The sequence below is a fragment of the Flavobacterium piscis genome (assembly GCF_031457575.1).
Classification (GTDB): Bacteria; Bacteroidota; Bacteroidia; order Flavobacteriales; family Flavobacteriaceae; genus Flavobacterium; species Flavobacterium piscis_A.
In genome coordinates, this window is sequence record NZ_JAVDWQ010000021.1 from 1 (window position 1) to 17,428 (window position 17,428).

At 35.0% G+C, this 17,428-nt stretch carries 14 protein-coding genes and 4 tRNA genes; all 18 read left to right on the forward strand.

Annotated elements, in window-relative coordinates:
* Nucleotides 1-220: 220 nt before the first annotated feature.
* Nucleotides 221-415 carry a 30S ribosomal protein S21 gene (rpsU, locus tag J2W48_RS20665; RefSeq protein WP_007807454.1) on the forward strand — a complete coding sequence of 65 codons (195 nt, stop codon included), beginning with the start codon at nucleotides 221-223 and terminating at the stop codon, nucleotides 413-415.
* Nucleotides 416-560: 145 nt separating this feature from the next.
* Nucleotides 561-1,454, forward strand: a complete 894-nt coding sequence (locus J2W48_RS20670; RefSeq protein WP_310283837.1) for a tyrosine-type recombinase/integrase — start codon at nucleotides 561-563, stop codon at nucleotides 1,452-1,454.
* 34 nt (nucleotides 1,455-1,488) lie between these two features.
* Complete coding sequence (hpf, locus tag J2W48_RS20675; RefSeq protein ID WP_310283839.1) at nucleotides 1,489-1,791, forward strand: ribosome hibernation-promoting factor, HPF/YfiA family; 303 nt, start codon at nucleotides 1,489-1,491, stop codon at nucleotides 1,789-1,791.
* 91 nt (nucleotides 1,792-1,882) lie between these two features.
* Nucleotides 1,883-1,956: transfer RNA gene (locus J2W48_RS20680), tRNA-Thr, on the forward strand.
* A gap of 54 nt (nucleotides 1,957-2,010) precedes the next feature.
* A tRNA-Tyr gene (locus J2W48_RS20685) sits at nucleotides 2,011-2,091 on the forward strand.
* 84 nt (nucleotides 2,092-2,175) lie between these two features.
* Nucleotides 2,176-2,247 (forward strand) — tRNA-Thr (locus tag J2W48_RS20690).
* Nucleotides 2,248-2,301: 54 nt separating this feature from the next.
* Entirely contained in the window at nucleotides 2,302-3,489 is a 1,188-nt protein-coding gene (gene tuf / locus J2W48_RS20695; protein WP_310283842.1) for an elongation factor Tu, read from the forward strand.
* Between the two features lie 59 nt (nucleotides 3,490-3,548).
* A tRNA-Trp gene (locus tag J2W48_RS20700) sits at nucleotides 3,549-3,619 on the forward strand.
* A gap of 18 nt (nucleotides 3,620-3,637) precedes the next feature.
* On the forward strand, nucleotides 3,638-3,835 hold the full coding sequence (gene secE / locus J2W48_RS20705; protein ID WP_008466927.1) for a preprotein translocase subunit SecE: 198 nt from the start codon (nucleotides 3,638-3,640) through the stop codon (nucleotides 3,833-3,835).
* A 10-nt stretch (nucleotides 3,836-3,845) separates the two neighbouring features.
* Nucleotides 3,846-4,397, forward strand: a complete 552-nt coding sequence (gene nusG / locus J2W48_RS20710; protein WP_310283844.1) for a transcription termination/antitermination protein NusG — start codon at nucleotides 3,846-3,848, stop codon at nucleotides 4,395-4,397.
* A gap of 67 nt (nucleotides 4,398-4,464) precedes the next feature.
* Nucleotides 4,465-4,902 carry a 50S ribosomal protein L11 gene (rplK, locus tag J2W48_RS20715; RefSeq protein ID WP_007807442.1) on the forward strand — a complete coding sequence of 146 codons (438 nt, stop codon included), beginning with the start codon at nucleotides 4,465-4,467 and terminating at the stop codon, nucleotides 4,900-4,902.
* Nucleotides 4,903-4,915: 13 nt separating this feature from the next.
* Nucleotides 4,916-5,605 carry a 50S ribosomal protein L1 gene (gene rplA / locus J2W48_RS20720; protein WP_073240943.1) on the forward strand — a complete coding sequence of 230 codons (690 nt, stop codon included), beginning with the start codon at nucleotides 4,916-4,918 and terminating at the stop codon, nucleotides 5,603-5,605.
* A gap of 22 nt (nucleotides 5,606-5,627) precedes the next feature.
* A complete protein-coding gene (gene rplJ, locus J2W48_RS20725) occupies nucleotides 5,628-6,128 on the forward strand; it encodes a 50S ribosomal protein L10 (protein WP_310283849.1) in 501 nt (166 codons plus the stop codon).
* A 90-nt stretch (nucleotides 6,129-6,218) separates the two neighbouring features.
* Nucleotides 6,219-6,590 carry a 50S ribosomal protein L7/L12 gene (rplL, locus tag J2W48_RS20730; protein WP_007807437.1) on the forward strand — a complete coding sequence of 124 codons (372 nt, stop codon included), beginning with the start codon at nucleotides 6,219-6,221 and terminating at the stop codon, nucleotides 6,588-6,590.
* A 266-nt stretch (nucleotides 6,591-6,856) separates the two neighbouring features.
* A complete protein-coding gene (gene rpoB / locus J2W48_RS20735; RefSeq protein WP_310283851.1) occupies nucleotides 6,857-10,669 on the forward strand; it encodes a DNA-directed RNA polymerase subunit beta in 3,813 nt (1,270 codons plus the stop codon).
* A 316-nt stretch (nucleotides 10,670-10,985) separates the two neighbouring features.
* Nucleotides 10,986-15,296 (forward strand): DNA-directed RNA polymerase subunit beta', encoded by a 4,311-nt coding sequence (gene rpoC, locus J2W48_RS20740; RefSeq protein WP_310283854.1) that lies wholly within the window; start codon nucleotides 10,986-10,988, stop codon nucleotides 15,294-15,296.
* 56 nt (nucleotides 15,297-15,352) lie between these two features.
* Nucleotides 15,353-15,661 carry a DUF3467 domain-containing protein gene (locus tag J2W48_RS20745; protein WP_025572408.1) on the forward strand — a complete coding sequence of 103 codons (309 nt, stop codon included), beginning with the start codon at nucleotides 15,353-15,355 and terminating at the stop codon, nucleotides 15,659-15,661.
* A 210-nt stretch (nucleotides 15,662-15,871) separates the two neighbouring features.
* Nucleotides 15,872-17,407 (forward strand): apolipoprotein N-acyltransferase, encoded by a 1,536-nt coding sequence (gene lnt, locus J2W48_RS20750; RefSeq protein ID WP_310283860.1) that lies wholly within the window; start codon nucleotides 15,872-15,874, stop codon nucleotides 17,405-17,407.
* The last annotated feature ends 21 nt before the right edge of the window (nucleotides 17,408-17,428 follow it).

A 17,428-nucleotide genomic window follows, 5' to 3' on the forward strand; every position in this document is an offset into this window, starting at 1 on the left:
GAATAAAGAATAAAGAATAAAGAATAAAGAATAAAGAATAAAGAATAAAGAATAAAGAATAAAGAATAAAGAATAAAGAATAAAGAATAAAGAATTTGAGATAAAATCTATTCTCTTTCTTCTATGCTCTTTATTCTTTTAAAATAATTTATAATTTATAACTCATAATTCATAATTAATATTTACTTTTGCACCCTTAACGAGAGGAGGTGTCAATATTATGTTAATTATACCAATTAAAGACGGAGAAAATATCGATAGAGCATTAAAGCGCTATAAAAGAAAATTTGATAAAACAGGAACTGTTCGTCAACTAAGAGCACGTACTGCTTTTATTAAGCCTTCTGTAATCAAAAGAGCTCAAATCCAAAAAGCGGCTTACATTCAAAACATGAAAGATGGTTTAGAAAGTTAGTAACAGCTTTTCAAAATAATTACCGTTAGTCATCATAAAGTTATAACTTTGATGCTAACGGTTTTTTTTATGCCTATTATTTTAAAATCACTTTGATTTTAAAATAAATATATAAAAAGGTAGAGGAGGATAATATTTATTTTTTATGAAATCTAATAAAGACGCTTTTCGTGATTATCTTGAGCTGGAAAAGAAATATTCTGCTCATACGGTTAATGCTTATTTAAATGATATTGCATTTTTTGAAATATTTAATAAAGCTCATTTTGAACAAGAGAATATTGATAAGGTAAATTACAGTCAGGTCAGAAGCTGGATTGTTTCGTTAGTAGATGATGATATTTCCAATGTCTCTGTAAATAGAAAAATGGCTTCGTTAAAAGCATTTTATAAATTTCTTTTAAAAACAAAGCAAATAGAGGTGAGTCCAATGCTAAAGCATAGGGCATTGAAGATGCCTAAAGTTGTTCAGATTCCATTTTCTGAAAAAGAACTGATGGATTTAATGCAGGCTGTTGGTTCTCCTGTTGGTTTTGAAGAAGTCAGGGATAAGCTTATTGTAGATATGTTTTATACTACAGGAATGCGAAGGGCGGAATTAATACATTTAATGATTAAGAATGTTGATTTGTCCACAAATGTAATTAAGGTTCTAGGAAAGAGAAATAAAGAGCGTATCATTCCTGTTTTGCCAATTATTGCCGGACAGCTTGCTGACTATTTAATTGAGCGGTCATCGATCGAAAATATTGTAGATAGTGATTATTTCTTTATTTCAAAAAAAGGGTTAAAATTGAGTGAATCTTTTGTGTATCGATTAATAAATTCATACTTTAGTAAAGTCTCCGAAAAGGTAAAAAAGAGTCCGCATGTGCTTCGTCATACGTTTGCGACTCATTTATTAAATAACGGGGCAGATTTAAATTCAGTTAAGGAATTATTAGGGCATTCGAGTTTGGCGTCAACACAAGTTTATACTCATAATAGTTTAGCGGAGCTTAAAAAGGTATATACAAATGCACATCCAAGAAATAAATAATAATTCTGAAATGTTTAACCCTAAAATTTGTATTATGAAGGTAGATGTTCACGCAGTTAACTTTACTGTTGACAGAAAATTGGTAGATTTTATTCAGGAAAGAATGGATAAATTAGAAAAATACTACGACAAGGTGGTTTCTTCAGATGTTTTTTTGAAAGTAGAAAGAACAAGTGATAAGGAGAATAAATTTGTAGAGATTAAAATTAATGTTCCTGGAGATGATTTTTTGGTAAAAAAACAATGTAAGACTTTTGAAGAAGCGGTTGAACTTTCGGCAGAATCATTAGAGCGTTTACTGGTAAAAAGGAAGGAAAAGGTAAGAGCACACATATAATTGAAATTTTTTTTTAAAAAATGTTTTGATACAAAGATAAAATAGCTACATTTGCAGTCCGTTAGAAATAGCGGACTTTTTTATTGATATTGCCAGCGTAGCTCAGTTGGCTAGAGCAGCTGATTTGTAATCAGCAGGTCGTGGGTTCGAGTCCCTCCGCCGGCTCTAATATTTTCAAATACGATTTGAAATTGTTTATGCAATTATTGATAAAAAAATGGGGAGATACTCAAGCGGCCAACGAGGGCAGACTGTAAATCTGCTGTGTGAACTTCGCAGGTTCGAATCCTGCTCTCCCCACAAGAATTAATTTAGATTGCGGGTTTTAGATTGTGGATTGAAAAAATCTGAAATTAGAATCTAAACTCTTTAATCAAGGATTCTGCCGACTTAGCTCAGAGGTAGAGTGCTTCCTTGGTAAGGAAGAGGTCACGGGTTCAATTCCCGTAGTTGGCTCAAGTAAGTAGGAAATTGAAATAAATATATAACTAAGATTAAAAATTAAGTAAAATGGCAAAGGAAAATTTTAACCGTAACAAGCCCCATTTAAACATTGGAACAATTGGGCACGTGGATCACGGAAAAACAACATTAACTGCGGCAATTACAAAAGTATTGTCAGATGCAGGTTATTGTCAAGCAAAATCATTTGATCAAATCGATAATGCTCCAGAAGAAAAAGAAAGAGGTATTACAATTAATACATCACACGTAGAGTATGAAACAGCTAATCGTCATTACGCTCACGTTGACTGTCCAGGTCACGCGGATTACGTAAAGAATATGGTTACTGGAGCTGCTCAAATGGACGGAGCTATCTTAGTAGTTGCTGCTACAGATGGTCCAATGCCACAAACTCGTGAGCACATCCTTTTAGGTCGCCAGGTTGGTATTCCTAGAATGGTAGTTTTCATGAACAAAGTAGATATGGTTGATGACGCTGAGTTGTTGGAACTTGTTGAAATGGAAATTAGAGATTTATTGTCTTTCTACGAATATGATGGAGATAATGGACCTGTTGTTCAGGGTTCTGCTTTAGGTGGGTTGAATAATGATCCTGCTTGGGTTCCTAAAATTATTGAATTGATGGAAGCTGTTGATAACTGGATCGAAGAGCCAGTACGTGATACTGCAAAACCTTTCTTGATGCCGGTTGAGGATGTATTTACAATTACTGGTCGTGGAACTGTTGCTACAGGTCGTATCGAAACTGGTATTGCTAATACAGGTGATGCTGTTGAAATCATTGGTATGGGAGCTGATAAATTAACTTCTACTATTACAGGAGTTGAGATGTTCCGTAAAATCCTTGATAGAGGTGAAGCTGGAGATAACGTAGGTTTATTGTTAAGAGGTGTAGATAAAGAATCTATCAAAAGAGGAATGGTTATCATTAAGCCAGGATCAGTAAAACCACACGCTACTTTCAAAGCTGAGGTTTATATCCTGAAAAAAGAAGAAGGTGGACGTCACACTCCATTCCATAATAACTACCGTCCACAGTTCTACGTACGTACAACTGACGTAACAGGAGTTATTACTTTGCCAGAAGGTGTAGAGATGGTGATGCCAGGAGATAACTTGACTATCAATGTTGCTTTGTTAAGCCCAATCGCAATGAGCGTAGGTTTACGTTTTGCTATCCGTGAAGGTGGTAGAACTGTAGGAGCAGGTCAGGTGACTGAAATCGTAGGTTAATCCTATAAAAAATTATAAAAGCCAGTTGGTTTTCTTAACTGAAATCACTGGCTTTAATTACGGGCGTAGTTCAAGGGTAGAATAGCGGTCTCCAAAACCGTTGATGGGGGTTCGAATCCCTCCGCCCGTGCAATAAAAAATATATCAAATGACAAAAGTAACTAATTATTTATCAGAGGCTTTCGAAGAGTTAAAGTCAAATGTTACTTGGCCAGCTTGGGCTGAAGTGCAAAAATTGACAATTGTTGTGGCTGTATTTTCAATTCTATTTGCTTTGGCAACATGGGGAGTAGATGAATTTTTTGCAAAAGCTTTGGCTGGATTTTTTAACTGGTTAAAAGGATAAATTTTTTGTGATGGCAGATAATAATGTGAAAAAATGGTATGTAGTTAGAGCTGTAAGCGGACAGGAAAACAAAGTCAAAGCTTACATCGAAACTGAGATTGCCAGACTAGGTATGGGTGATTATGTTTCTCAGGTTTTAGTTCCTACTGAAAAAGTGGTAACTGTAAAAGATGGGAAAAAAATGTCTAAGGATAAAGTTTATTTTCCTGGATATGTTATGATTGAAGCTAATTTAATTGGTGAGATACCTCATATTATTAAGTCTATTACTAGTGTGATTGGATTTTTAGGAGAGATTAAAGGAGGGGAGCCTGTTCCTTTGAGGCTATCAGAAGTAAATAGAATGTTAGGTAAGGTGGATGAGCTTGCTGTAAATACAGATACTCGTGCTATTCCTTTCAACTTAGGAGAAACGGTTAAAGTGATCGATGGTCCTTTTAATGGATTTAACGGAACGGTTGAAAAAATAAATGAAGAAAAGCGTAAGCTTGAAGTTATGGTGAAAATTTTCGGAAGAAAGACTCCACTTGAGCTAAGTTTTATGCAAGTTGAAAAAGTATAATTTTTGTTACATCTATAATAACCACTGCAATTGCTTCCAATAATTGTGGTGTAAAATTTTTTAAAAAATGGCTAAAGAAATTAGTAAGGTAGTTAAACTACAAGTTAAGGGAGGTGCTGCGAATCCGTCGCCACCGGTTGGACCTGCTTTAGGAGCTGCTGGGGTTAATATCATGGAGTTCTGTAAGCAATTCAATGCTAGAACACAAGATAAACCTGGCAAAATATGCCCAGTTCAAATTACTGTGTATAAAGACAAATCATTTGATTTTGTTGTAAAAACTCCTCCAGCTGCTGTCCAATTATTGGAAGCTGCAAAGCTAAAGTCTGGATCAGGTGAACCAAATCGTAAAAAAGTAGCTAGCGTTACTTGGGACGTTATCAAAGCAATTGCTGAAGATAAAATGGTAGACTTAAATGCATTTACAATCGAATCTGCAATGAGCATGATCGCTGGAACTGCTAGGTCTATGGGTATAACTGTATCAGGAGATGCTCCTTTTTAATTAAGAGAAAGAAATGGCAAAATTAACAAAAAAGCAAAAAGAGGCTGCTTCAAAAATTGAAAAGAACAAACTATACTCTTTAAAAGATGCAGCTGCATTGATAAAAGTTATAGCTTCTGCAAAATTTGATGAGTCTGTTGATATCGCAGTTCGTTTGGGTGTAGATCCAAGAAAAGCGAATCAAATGGTTAGAGGTGTGGTTACATTACCTCACGGAACAGGTAAAGATGTTAAAGTATTAGCATTGGTTACTCCAGATAAAGAGGCGGAAGCAAAGGAAGCTGGAGCAGACTATGTTGGTCTTGATGAGTATTTACAAAAAATTAAAGATGGTTGGACAGATGTTGATGTAATCATCACTATGCCGGCTGTTATGGGTAAATTAGGCCCATTAGGTCGTATTTTAGGACCTAGAGGTTTAATGCCAAACCCTAAAACAGGTACAGTAACTATGGATGTTGCTAAAGCTGTTGCAGAGGTTAAAGCTGGTAAAATCGATTTTAAAGTTGATAAAACTGGTATCGTACATGCCGGAATTGGTAAAGTTTCTTTTGGAGCTGAGCAAATTTATGACAATGCACACGAAATTATTCAAACATTAATCAAACTTAAACCAACTGCTGCTAAAGGTACCTATATTAAAGGTATTCACCTTACAAGCACTATGAGTCCTGCAATTGCATTGGATCCAAAAGCAGTATAATTGGTAGTTAATAATTTTTAGTATGACTAGAGAAGAAAAATCAATCGCGATTGAAAATTTAACTGCGCAGTTAGCTGGTACAAATATCATTTATGTATCTGATATTTCTGGATTAAACGCAGAGACAACTTCAAGCTTGAGAAGAGCTTGCTTTAAAGCAGGTATAAAATTAGAGGTAGTAAAAAACACTTTGCTTGCAAAAGCAATGGAAGCTTCTGCTAATGATTATGGTGATTTACCTTCTGTATTGAGCGGTAATAGTGCTATATTCATTTCAGATGTTGCAAATGCACCTGGAAAAATAATTAAAGATTTCAGAAAAAAATCAGCTAAGCCTGTATTAAAAGGAGCTTACATTAATTCTGAAATTTACATTGGTGATGATCAATTAGATGCATTAGCAACTATTAAATCTAAAGAAGAACTTCTTGGAGAACTTATTGGATTATTGCAATCACCGGCCCAAAGAATTATTTCTGCTTTACAAAACAAATTCGCTGGTAGCGAAGAAGTTGAAGCATAATAAATTCAATGCAAGGATTTTTTCCTTGCTGCTTAATTAGCGCACAATAAATAAATTATATTTTACAAATCATTTTAAACGATAGAAAAAATGGCAGATTTGAAACAATTCGCAGAACAATTAGTTAACTTAACAGTTAAAGAAGTTAACGAATTAGCAACAATATTAAAAGACGAGTATGGTATCGAGCCTGCTGCTGCAGCTGTAGTAGTTGCTGCTGGTGGTGGAGAAGGTGCTGCTGAAGAAGCACAAACTGAATTTACAGTTGTATTAAAAGAAGCTGGTGCTTCTAAATTAGCAGTTGTAAAATTAGTAAAAGAACTTACAGGTTTAGGTCTTAAAGAGGCTAAAGATGTAGTTGACGGTGCTCCAAGTAACGTTAAAGAAGGTGTTTCTAAAGAAGAGGCTGAAGGTCTTAAAAAATCATTAGAAGAAGCTGGAGCTGTAGTTGAATTAAAATAATTCAATTCGGTTTTAAGAACTAGGTTTAGGTCTTGAGTTAATGCTCAATGACCTAAACCATTTTTCGTATAATAAAATATATCCAATTTTATTATCAAATAGTTTAAAATACGAAAAAGTTTTTGATCAATACGAAGAAAAAAATTGAATCATATTTCTCCGATTCATTTTTAAAGATGTATTGATTTTAATAAGAAAGTATAAATTAAACAGTGAGTGTGTTTACACAAAAAATTACTTTTTTTTAATCAAAATTTTGTCCATTGATGATAACAAATCAGACTGAAAGATTGAATTTTGCCTCTACAAAAAATATACCTCAATATCCGGATTTTCTTGATGTTCAGGTTAAATCGTTTAAAGATTTTTTTCAATTAGAAACTAAATCTGACGAAAGAGGCGACGAAGGGTTATACAATACCTTCATGGAAAACTTTCCAATTACAGATACCAGAAACAACTTTGTATTGGAGTTCCTTGATTATTTTGTAGATCCGCCACGTTATACCATTCAAGAATGTATAGAGAGAGGTCTTACTTATAGTGTGCCTTTAAAAGCCAGGTTAAAACTATATTGTACAGATCCTGAACACGAAGATTTTGAAACTATTGTACAAGACGTTTATCTTGGAACAATACCTTATATGACTCCAAGCGGTACTTTTGTTATCAATGGTGCTGAGCGTGTGGTAGTGTCACAGCTACACCGTTCTCCTGGAGTTTTCTTTGGTCAATCATTCCATGCAAATGGAACAAAACTTTATTCTGCCAGAGTAATTCCTTTTAAAGGTTCCTGGATAGAATTTTCTACAGATATCAACAGCGTAATGTATGCTTATATCGATAGAAAGAAAAAATTACCGGTTACAACTTTATTCCGTGCAATTGGGTTTGAAAGAGACAAGGATATCCTTGAAATCTTTGACCTTGCTGAAGAAATTAAAGTTTCTAAAACAGGTATTAAAAAATATATTGGAAGAAGACTTGCTGCACGTGTATTGAACACTTGGCACGAGGATTTCGTTGATGAGGATACCGGTGAGGTAGTTTCTATCGAACGTAACGAAATCATCCTTGACAGAGATACTATTATCGATAAAGATAATGTTGAAGAAATCATTGATGCTAACGTTAAATCTATTTTGTTGCACAAAGAGGATAATAATCAGGCAGATTATGCAATTATCCACAACACGTTACAAAAAGATCCAACAAACTCTGAAAAAGAAGCTGTTGAGCATATCTACAGACAATTGCGTAATGCAGAACCGCCTGATGAAGAAACTGCTCGTGGTATTATTGATAAATTGTTCTTCTCTGATCAACGTTATAACTTAGGTGAAGTTGGTCGTTACAGAATGAACAAAAAACTTGGTTTGGATATTCCAATGGAAAAGCAAGTGCTTACCAAAGAAGATATCATTACCATTGTAAAATATTTGATCGAATTAATTAACTCTAAAGCAGAGATTGATGATATTGATCACTTATCAAACCGTCGTGTTAGAACAGTTGGTGAACAATTGTCTCAACAATTCGGTGTTGGTTTAGCGCGTATGGCCAGAACTATTCGTGAGAGAATGAACGTTAGGGATAACGAGGTGTTTACACCAATTGATTTGATTAATGCTAAAACATTATCATCGGTTATCAACTCTTTCTTTGGTACGAACCAGTTGTCTCAATTTATGGATCAAACGAATCCATTAGCTGAGATTACACACAAAAGAAGATTATCTGCACTTGGACCTGGTGGACTTTCTAGAGAGAGAGCTGGTTTCGAGGTTCGTGACGTTCACTATACACACTATGGTCGTTTATGTCCGATTGAAACTCCAGAGGGACCAAACATTGGTTTGATTTCATCTCTTGGTGTTTATGCAAAAGTTAACGGAATGGGTTTCATTGAAACTCCTTACCGTAAAGTTACTGATGGTGTAGTTGATTTAGTAAGTACACCTATCTACTTAAGTGCTGAAGAGGAAGAAGGAAAAATGATTGCTCAGGCAAACATTGAAATGGATTCTACAGGTAAAATTACAGCGAGCAATGTTATTGCTCGTGAGGAAGGTGACTTTCCGGTTGTTGAGCCATCTGCAGTACATTATACAGACGTTGCCCCTAATCAGATTGCTTCGATTTCTGCTTCATTGATTCCTTTCCTGGAACATGATGATGCGAATAGAGCCTTAATGGGATCTAACATGATGCGTCAGGCGGTTCCTTTGATCCGTCCGGAAGCACCAATTGTTGGTACTGGTTTAGAGCGTCAGGTAGCTTCAGATTCCAGAGTATTGATTAATGCTGAAGGAGATGGAACTGTGGAATATGTTGATGCTAATATTATTACTATTAAATACGACCGTACTGAAGAAGAAAGAATGGTTAGTTTTGATGCTGATGAAAAAACATACAACTTAATTAAATTTAGAAAAACGAATCAAGGAACAAGTATCAACCTGAAACCTATCGTAAGAAAAGGTGACAGAGTGAGTCTTGGTCAGGTATTATCAGAAGGATATGCTACTCAAAATGGTGAATTAGCTTTAGGTAGAAACTTAAAAGTTGCGTTCATGCCATGGAAAGGGTATAACTTTGAGGATGCGATTGTAATTTCTGAAAAAGTAGTTCGTGATGATATTTTTACTTCTATCCACGTTGATGATTATTCATTAGAGGTTAGAGATACTAAGTTAGGAAACGAAGAGTTAACAAACGATATTCCTAACGTTTCTGAAGAAGCTACTAAAGATTTAGATGAAAACGGTATGATCAGAATTGGAGCAGAGGTTAAACCTGGCGACATTTTGATTGGAAAAATTACTCCAAAAGGGGAATCAGATCCTACTCCGGAAGAGAAATTGCTTCGTGCAATCTTCGGGGATAAAGCAGGTGATGTGAAAGATGCTTCATTAAAAGCGTCTCCATCTTTACATGGTGTAGTTCTTGATAAAAAATTATTTGCAAGAGCCGTAAAAGATAAACGTAAACGTACTCAGGATAAAGATGCTTTAGGCGCTTTAGAAATGGAATTTGAAACTAAGTTTGTTGAATTAAAAGACAGATTGGTTGAGAAATTATTCCTGATCGTAAACGGAAAAACATCTCAGGGTGTAATGAATGATTTGGGTGAAGAAGTTTTACCAAAAGGTAAAAAATATACTCAAAAAATGCTTTACGCAGTAGAAGATTTTGCTCACTTAAGCAAAGGTCAATGGGTTGCTGATGATGCTACAAATAAAATGGTGAATGATTTAATTCATAACTATAAAATTAAGCTGAACGACTTACAAGGATCTTTAAGAAGAGAAAAATTCACTATTACAGTTGGAGATGAATTACCATCTGGAATCTTGAAATTAGCGAAAATTTATATCGCTAAAAAACGTAAACTGAAAGTAGGGGATAAAATGGCAGGGCGTCACGGTAACAAAGGTATTGTTGCCAGAATCGTTCGTCATGAGGATATGCCTTTCCTTGAAGACGGAACACCGGTAGATATCGTATTGAATCCACTTGGGGTACCTTCACGTATGAACATTGGTCAGATTTATGAAACTGTTCTTGGTTGGGCTGGACAAAATTTAGGTAGAAAATTTGCTACCCCGATTTTTGATGGTGCTTCTTTGGATCAAATTAATGAATTAACTGATGAGGCTGGAGTACCACGTTTCGGGCATACACACCTTTATGATGGTGGTACTGGAGAGCGTTTCCATCAGGCAGCAACCGTGGGTGTAATTTACATGCTTAAATTAGGACACATGGTTGATGATAAGATGCACGCACGTTCTATCGGACCATACTCGTTGATTACTCAACAACCACTTGGAGGTAAAGCTCAATTTGGAGGTCAGCGTTTTGGAGAGATGGAGGTTTGGGCACTTGAAGCTTATGGGGCATCAAGTACACTTCGTGAAATCTTAACAGTTAAATCCGATGACGTTATTGGTAGAGCTAAAACTTACGAAGCTATCGTTAAGGGAGAGTCTATGCCAGAACCGGGATTACCTGAATCATTCAATGTATTAATGCATGAATTGAAAGGTCTTGGACTTGACATTCGTTTAGAAGAATAAATAAAGTTTTCAGTTGCAGTCTCAGTATTCAGTTCAACACTGAAAGCTGAGGCTGAAGCTGTTTATTAAAATAAAAGTTTTTAGGATTTATACCCGTAACCCGTTCCGATTTTTTATATAAACCTGAAAAGTTTTATAATTAGCACTTCAAAATTTAGTTTGAAGTTTAGAGAAGTAACCCGAGGTAGTGTTTAAGTCATAAAGTCAAATGTCTTAAAGTTTTAAAGTCCCAAATGACTTTTGACTTTCGGCTTTTAAACTTTCGACTAAAGCGAGAATCAATTTTTTAATTGCAGATAAATCAATAGTAAAAACTATGATGAATAATAGAAATAATAATAAAGATAAGAATCCTATAAAAAGATTTAACAAAATTTCGATAGGATTAGCTTCACCAGAATCTATCCTGAAAGAATCAAGAGGAGAGGTGTTGAAACCAGAAACTATCAACTACAGAACTCACAAACCAGAGCGTGACGGACTTTTCTGCGAAAGAATCTTCGGACCTGTTAAGGATTTTGAATGTGCTTGTGGTAAATATAAAAGAATTCGTTACAAAGGGATCATCTGTGACCGTTGTGGTGTTGAAGTTACTGAGAAAAAAGTACGTCGTGACAGAGTAGGACACATCAACCTTGTTGTGCCAATTGCCCATATCTGGTATTTCCGTTCTCTTCCAAACAAAATTGGTTATATACTTGGTCTTCCGTCTAAGAAATTAGATATGATCATTTACTATGAAAGATACGTAGTAATTCAGGCTGGTATTGCTAAAAATGCAGATGGAGAATCATTACAAAGATTAGATTTCTTAACAGAAGAAGAATATCTGAATATTTTAGATACGCTTCCGCAGGAAAACCAATATTTAGATGATATGGACCCTAATAAATTTGTTGCCAAAATGGGAGCAGAATGTATTATGGATTTATTAGCACGTATCGACTTAGATGAGTTGTCTTACCAATTGAGACACAGTGCTAATAACGAAACATCTAAACAACGTAAAACTGAAGCTTTAAAAAGATTACAAGTTGTTGAGTCTTTCCGTGAGTCTAACTTAAACCGCGAGAACCGTCCAGAGTGGATGATTATGAAAGTGGTTCCTGTTATTCCACCAGAATTACGTCCGCTTGTGCCACTTGACGGAGGTCGTTTTGCGACTTCAGATTTAAATGATCTATACCGTCGTGTAATTATTCGTAACAACCGTTTGAAAAGATTAATGGAGATCAAAGCTCCAGAAGTTATCTTAAGAAACGAGAAACGTATGTTGCAGGAATCAGTAGATTCACTTTTCGACAATACTCGTAAAGCTTCTGCTGTAAAAACAGAATCAAACAGACCATTAAAATCATTATCAGATTCATTAAAAGGTAAGCAAGGACGTTTCCGTCAAAACTTACTTGGAAAACGTGTGGATTATTCTGCTCGTTCGGTAATTGTTGTTGGTCCTGAATTGAAATTATTCGAATGCGGTTTGCCAAAAGATATGGCTGCTGAATTATACAAACCTTTCGTAATCCGTAAATTGATTGAAAGAGGTATTGTTAAAACAGTAAAATCTGCTAAGAAAATTATAGACAAAAAAGAGCCTGTAGTTTGGGATATCCTTGAAAATGTAATTAAAGGACATCCAGTATTACTAAACCGTGCTCCTACATTGCACAGATTGGGTATTCAAGCTTTCCAGCCAAAATTAATTGAAGGAAAAGCGATCCAATTGCACCCATTAGTATGTACGGCTTTCAACGCCGATTTTGATGGGGATCAGATGGCAGTTCACTTGCCATTAGGACCAGAGGCTATTTTAGAGGCACAATTATTAATGTTGGCTTCCCACAATATCCTGAATCCTGCAAATGGTGCTCCAATTACTGTACCTTCTCAGGATATGGTCTTGGGTCTGTATTATATGACCAAAGAACGTATCTCTACTCCGGAACATAAAATTTTAGGTCAGGACTTAACTTTTTATTCTGCAGAAGAAGTAAATATTGCATTAAACGAAGGAAGATTAGAATTGAATGCTCGTGTAAAAATTAGAGCAAAAGATTTTAATGAAGCTGGAGAATTAGTGTACAAGATTATTCAGACAACTGCAGGTCGTGTATTATTTAATGAAGTAGTACCTGAAGCAGCTGGGTATATCAATGATGTATTGACTAAGAAAAACCTTAGAGATATTATTGGACATATTTTAAGTGTGACCAATGTACCTACTACAGCAGCTTTCCTGGACAATATGAAAGATATGGGTTATAAGTTCGCATTTAGAGGAGGTTTATCATTCTCTCTTGGGGATATTAGAATTCCAGAACAGAAAACAAAATTAATTGCAGATGCCAGAGAGCAAGTTGAAGGTATTTCTGTGAATTATAATATGGGTCTTATTACCAATAACGAGCGTTACAACCAAGTTATTGACGTATGGACTTCAGCAAATGCTCAATTGACAGAGTTAGCAATGAAAAATATTAGAGAAGACCAACAAGGTTTCAACTCGGTATATATGATGCTTGATTCTGGAGCGAGGGGTTCTAAAGAACAGATTCGTCAGTTAACTGGTATGCGTGGTTTGATGGCTAAGCCTAAAAAATCTACTGCTGGTGGTGGAGAAATTATTGAAAACCCGATTCTTTCTAACTTTAAGGAAGGTCTTTCGATTCTTGAGTACTTTATTTCTACTCACGGTGCTCGTAAAGGTCTTGCGGATACGGCTCTTAAAACTGCCGATGCTGGTTACCTGACAAGAAGATTGCATGACGTTTCTCAAGATGTTATTGTTAACATTGAGGATTGTGGGACTCTTAGAGGTGTTGAAGTTTCTGCATTGAAGAAAAATGAGGAAATTGTTGAATCATTAGGAGAAAGAATACTAGGACGTGTTGCATTACAAGATGTAATTAATCCTTTGGATAGTGAAATTTTAGTAAGATCGGGAGACCAAATTACTGAAGCTATAATGAAAGCGATTGAAGCTTCTCCAGTTGAGAAAGTTGAAGTTCGTTCTCCATTAACATGTGAAGCGCTGAAAGGAATTTGTGCTAAATGTTACGGTAGAAATTTAGCTACCGGAAAAATGACACAAAGAGGAGAAGCAGTAGGTGTTATTGCAGCTCAATCTATTGGTGAGCCTGGTACACAGTTAACACTTCGTACTTTCCACGTTGGAGGGGTTGCGGGTGGTATTTCTGAGGAGTCTAGCATTATTACGCGTTTCGCTGGTAAACTGGAAATTGAAGATTTAAAAACTGTTAAAGGAGAAGACAATGAAGGTAATTCAGTTGATATTGTAGTTTCACGTTCAACAGAATTAAAATTAATCGACGAAAGAACAGGTATTCTTTTAAGTACAAATAATATTCCTTACGGTTCCAGTATCTTTGTTCAGGATGGACAATCTGTAGCCAAAGGTGATGTTATCTGTAAATGGGATCCATATAATGGAGTTATCGTTTCTGAGTTTACCGGTAAAATTGCTTATGAAGATTTAGAGCAAGGTCAGTCATTCATGGTTGAAATTGATGAGCAAACAGGTTTCCAGGAAAAAGTAATTTCTGAATCCAGAGCTAAAAAATTAATCCCAACCTTATTGGTTTACGGTAAAGAAGGAGAGTTAATTCGTTCTTATAACTTACCAGTTGGAGCCCACTTAATGGTTGAAAACGGGGAGAAAATTAAGGCAGGTAAAGTACTGGTTAAAATTCCACGTCGTTCTTCTAAATCAGGAGATATTACAGGAGGTTTACCAAGAATTACAGAGTTGTTAGAAGCTCGTAATCCATCTAATCCAGCTGTTGTTTCTGAAATCGATGGAGTTGTTTCTTTTGGAAAAATCAAGAGAGGTAACCGTGAGATTGTGATCGAATCCAAATTTGGTGACATTAGAAAATACCTGGTTAAATTATCAAGTCAAATTCTGGTTCAGGAGAATGACTTTGTGAGAGCAGGTGTTCCATTGTCGGATGGTGCAATTACTCCGGATGATATTTTAAGAATTCAGGGGCCAGCTGCTGTTCAACAGTATTTGGTAAATGAAATTCAGGAAGTTTACCGTTTACAAGGGGTGAAAATTAATGACAAGCACTTTGAGGTAGTTATTCGTCAAATGATGCGTAAAGTAAGAGTTCAGGATCCTGGTGATACTTTATTCTTAGAAGACCAATTGATCCATACTAAAGATTTTATCGTTCAAAACGATAAATTATATGGCATGAAAGTGGTGGAAGATGCTGGAGATTCTGCAGTATTGAAACCGGGTCAGATTATTACGCCTCGTGATTTACGTGATGAAAATTCATTGCTGAAACGTAATGATAAAAACCTTGTTGTAGCAAGAGACGTAATTACTGCAACGGCAACGCCAGTTTTACAAGGTATTACAAGAGCTTCGCTACAAACTAAATCATTCATTTCTGCTGCTTCTTTCCAGGAAACAACAAAAGTACTTAACGAAGCTGCAGTGGCTGGTAAAGTAGATGATCTTGAAGGATTGAAAGAAAATGTAATTGTTGGACACAGAATCCCTGCGGGAACTGGTATGAGAGAATACGATCATACAATTGTAGGTTCTAAGGACGATTACAATGAAATGATGGCAAATAAAGAAGAATATATTTATTAATTCTTATCAATTCCCTCTTTTTCGAAAGAGGGAAATTGAAAAAAAATACTTAAATTATGAGTAATCCGAAACAACAAGAGCAAATTAATATTGAGCTGGACGAAACTATTGCGGAAGGAATCTATTCCAACCTTGCAATTATTAATCACTCATCATCAGAATTTGTTTTAGATTTTGTAAATATTATGCCGGGTACTCCAAAAGCCAAGGTGAAATCAAGAATTGTCCTGACACCGCAACATGCTAAAAGATTATTGAGAGCAATTGGAGAGAATATTCACCGATTTGAGGCAGCTCATGGCGAAATTAAAGAAACTGAACAAGCACCAATACCGCTTAATTTTGGTCCGGCAGGACAAGCATAAATTTTAAAAGCTCCAGAAATGGAGCTTTTTTTATGCATTTATTAAATGGAAATTTTAATATTCAGGGGTTACCCCTTATGATAAAAGTTTTATAATTATTTAACTTTGACCAAGCAACCAATCTAAAGCTATTAAATTAATTTATTCTTTTAGTTATCATTATACACTTATTGCTGCTAATCCAACTTTAAGTTTTACAATTGTTTATAAATGGGAAACAACTTAAAAAGAGCAGTTATATCAGTAACATTCGGTTTAATACTGAGCTTTGCCCTCAATTATCTTTGGATTTTATTAGTTTGCATTACTGTTGCTCCATTATTTATACTTATAAAAGAGAACACTAAAAAAAAGTCATTAGGAATTGGTTTTTTTTATGGTTTCGGAACCGGATTAGGTTCTTTTTTCTGGATGATTAGAGGCATAAGTCATTATACTGGAAATGACTTTTTTTATGGAGTATTAGTTTTCCTTATTAGCAGTATTTTTCTCGGGATTTATTTTGCTGCAATTTCATGGATTACTAAAACTATTTTAACATCAAATATAATATCACATAGATTATTGGTTTTAAACAGATTATGTGTAGCGGCTGTATGGGCAACTTTCGAGTTTGTTTTTGCATTCACATTACAATCATTTCCATTACATTCCATTAGGATTGGCTTTCCATTTGTTACTAATATTTACACCATTCAGTTGTCTAGTTACGGAGGTTTAATTCTGCTAAGTTTTTTAACCGTTTTAATCAACCTTTTTGTAGCTGAATTTTATATTCAGAAAAAGAAACTGTATTTGTTATATGGTTTTTCTATACTTGCGTTTATGTTCATAATAGGTGCTGTAACCTTTTATACTTTCAAGCCAAGTCCGGTTGGAAAATCATTTAAGATAGCTGTGGTTTCAGATAATACAAATCCGGAAACCAAATGGAATAGTGAAAATGGGAATACTTTTGCAAACAACTATTTTAAATTGTGCAAAGATGCGGTGGCACTTGAGCCTGATTTTATCATTTGGCCGGAAACTGCACTTCCGTGGACGTATTCTCCCGATGATGACTTATTAAAAGAAATAATCAAAATAAGCAGTAATCATGATCTTACTCACGTTATTGGAATTAATAATGAAAACAGCACTGATAAAAAATTATACAATTCGGTTTTTTATATCAACAATCAAAATAGGGTAAACGGAATTTACAATAAACAAATTTTGCTTAAAGGTATTGAAGAACCAGTAGGTAAATTCCTCGTTCCATTTTTAAGTCAGGACGGTTTTGTTTTGTCAAAAGGTCACAGCCAGCAACCAATTCAAACTCGTTTTGGAAAAGCTGGGAATTTGATTTGTAATGAAGTTGTGGTAGAAAATTGTGGAGCAGAGCAAGTTAGAAATGGTGCTAATTTCCTGTTCAATTTCAGTAATGATGGCTGGTTTAAGGACAATTACATATCAGACCTACACTTTTATTACACCCGACTTCAGGCAGTTGAAAATCGAAAAGACATTAGTGTTGCTAATAATTGTGGTATTAATGCCATCATTAACAGTAACGGATCAATTATTTCAGAAAAAAAAGGCACAAGCGGAACATTAGTATCAGGAACTATTCAGCCAAATAATAATATTTCATTATTTACAAAGTATCCTTTGTTTTTTCCTGTGTTATTTATCATGTTCATCCTAATATATTTATTAACCATAAAACTCAAATCTACAAGAAACAGACAAATACCACGAATTTAATCCAATTTTTAATTAATTTTT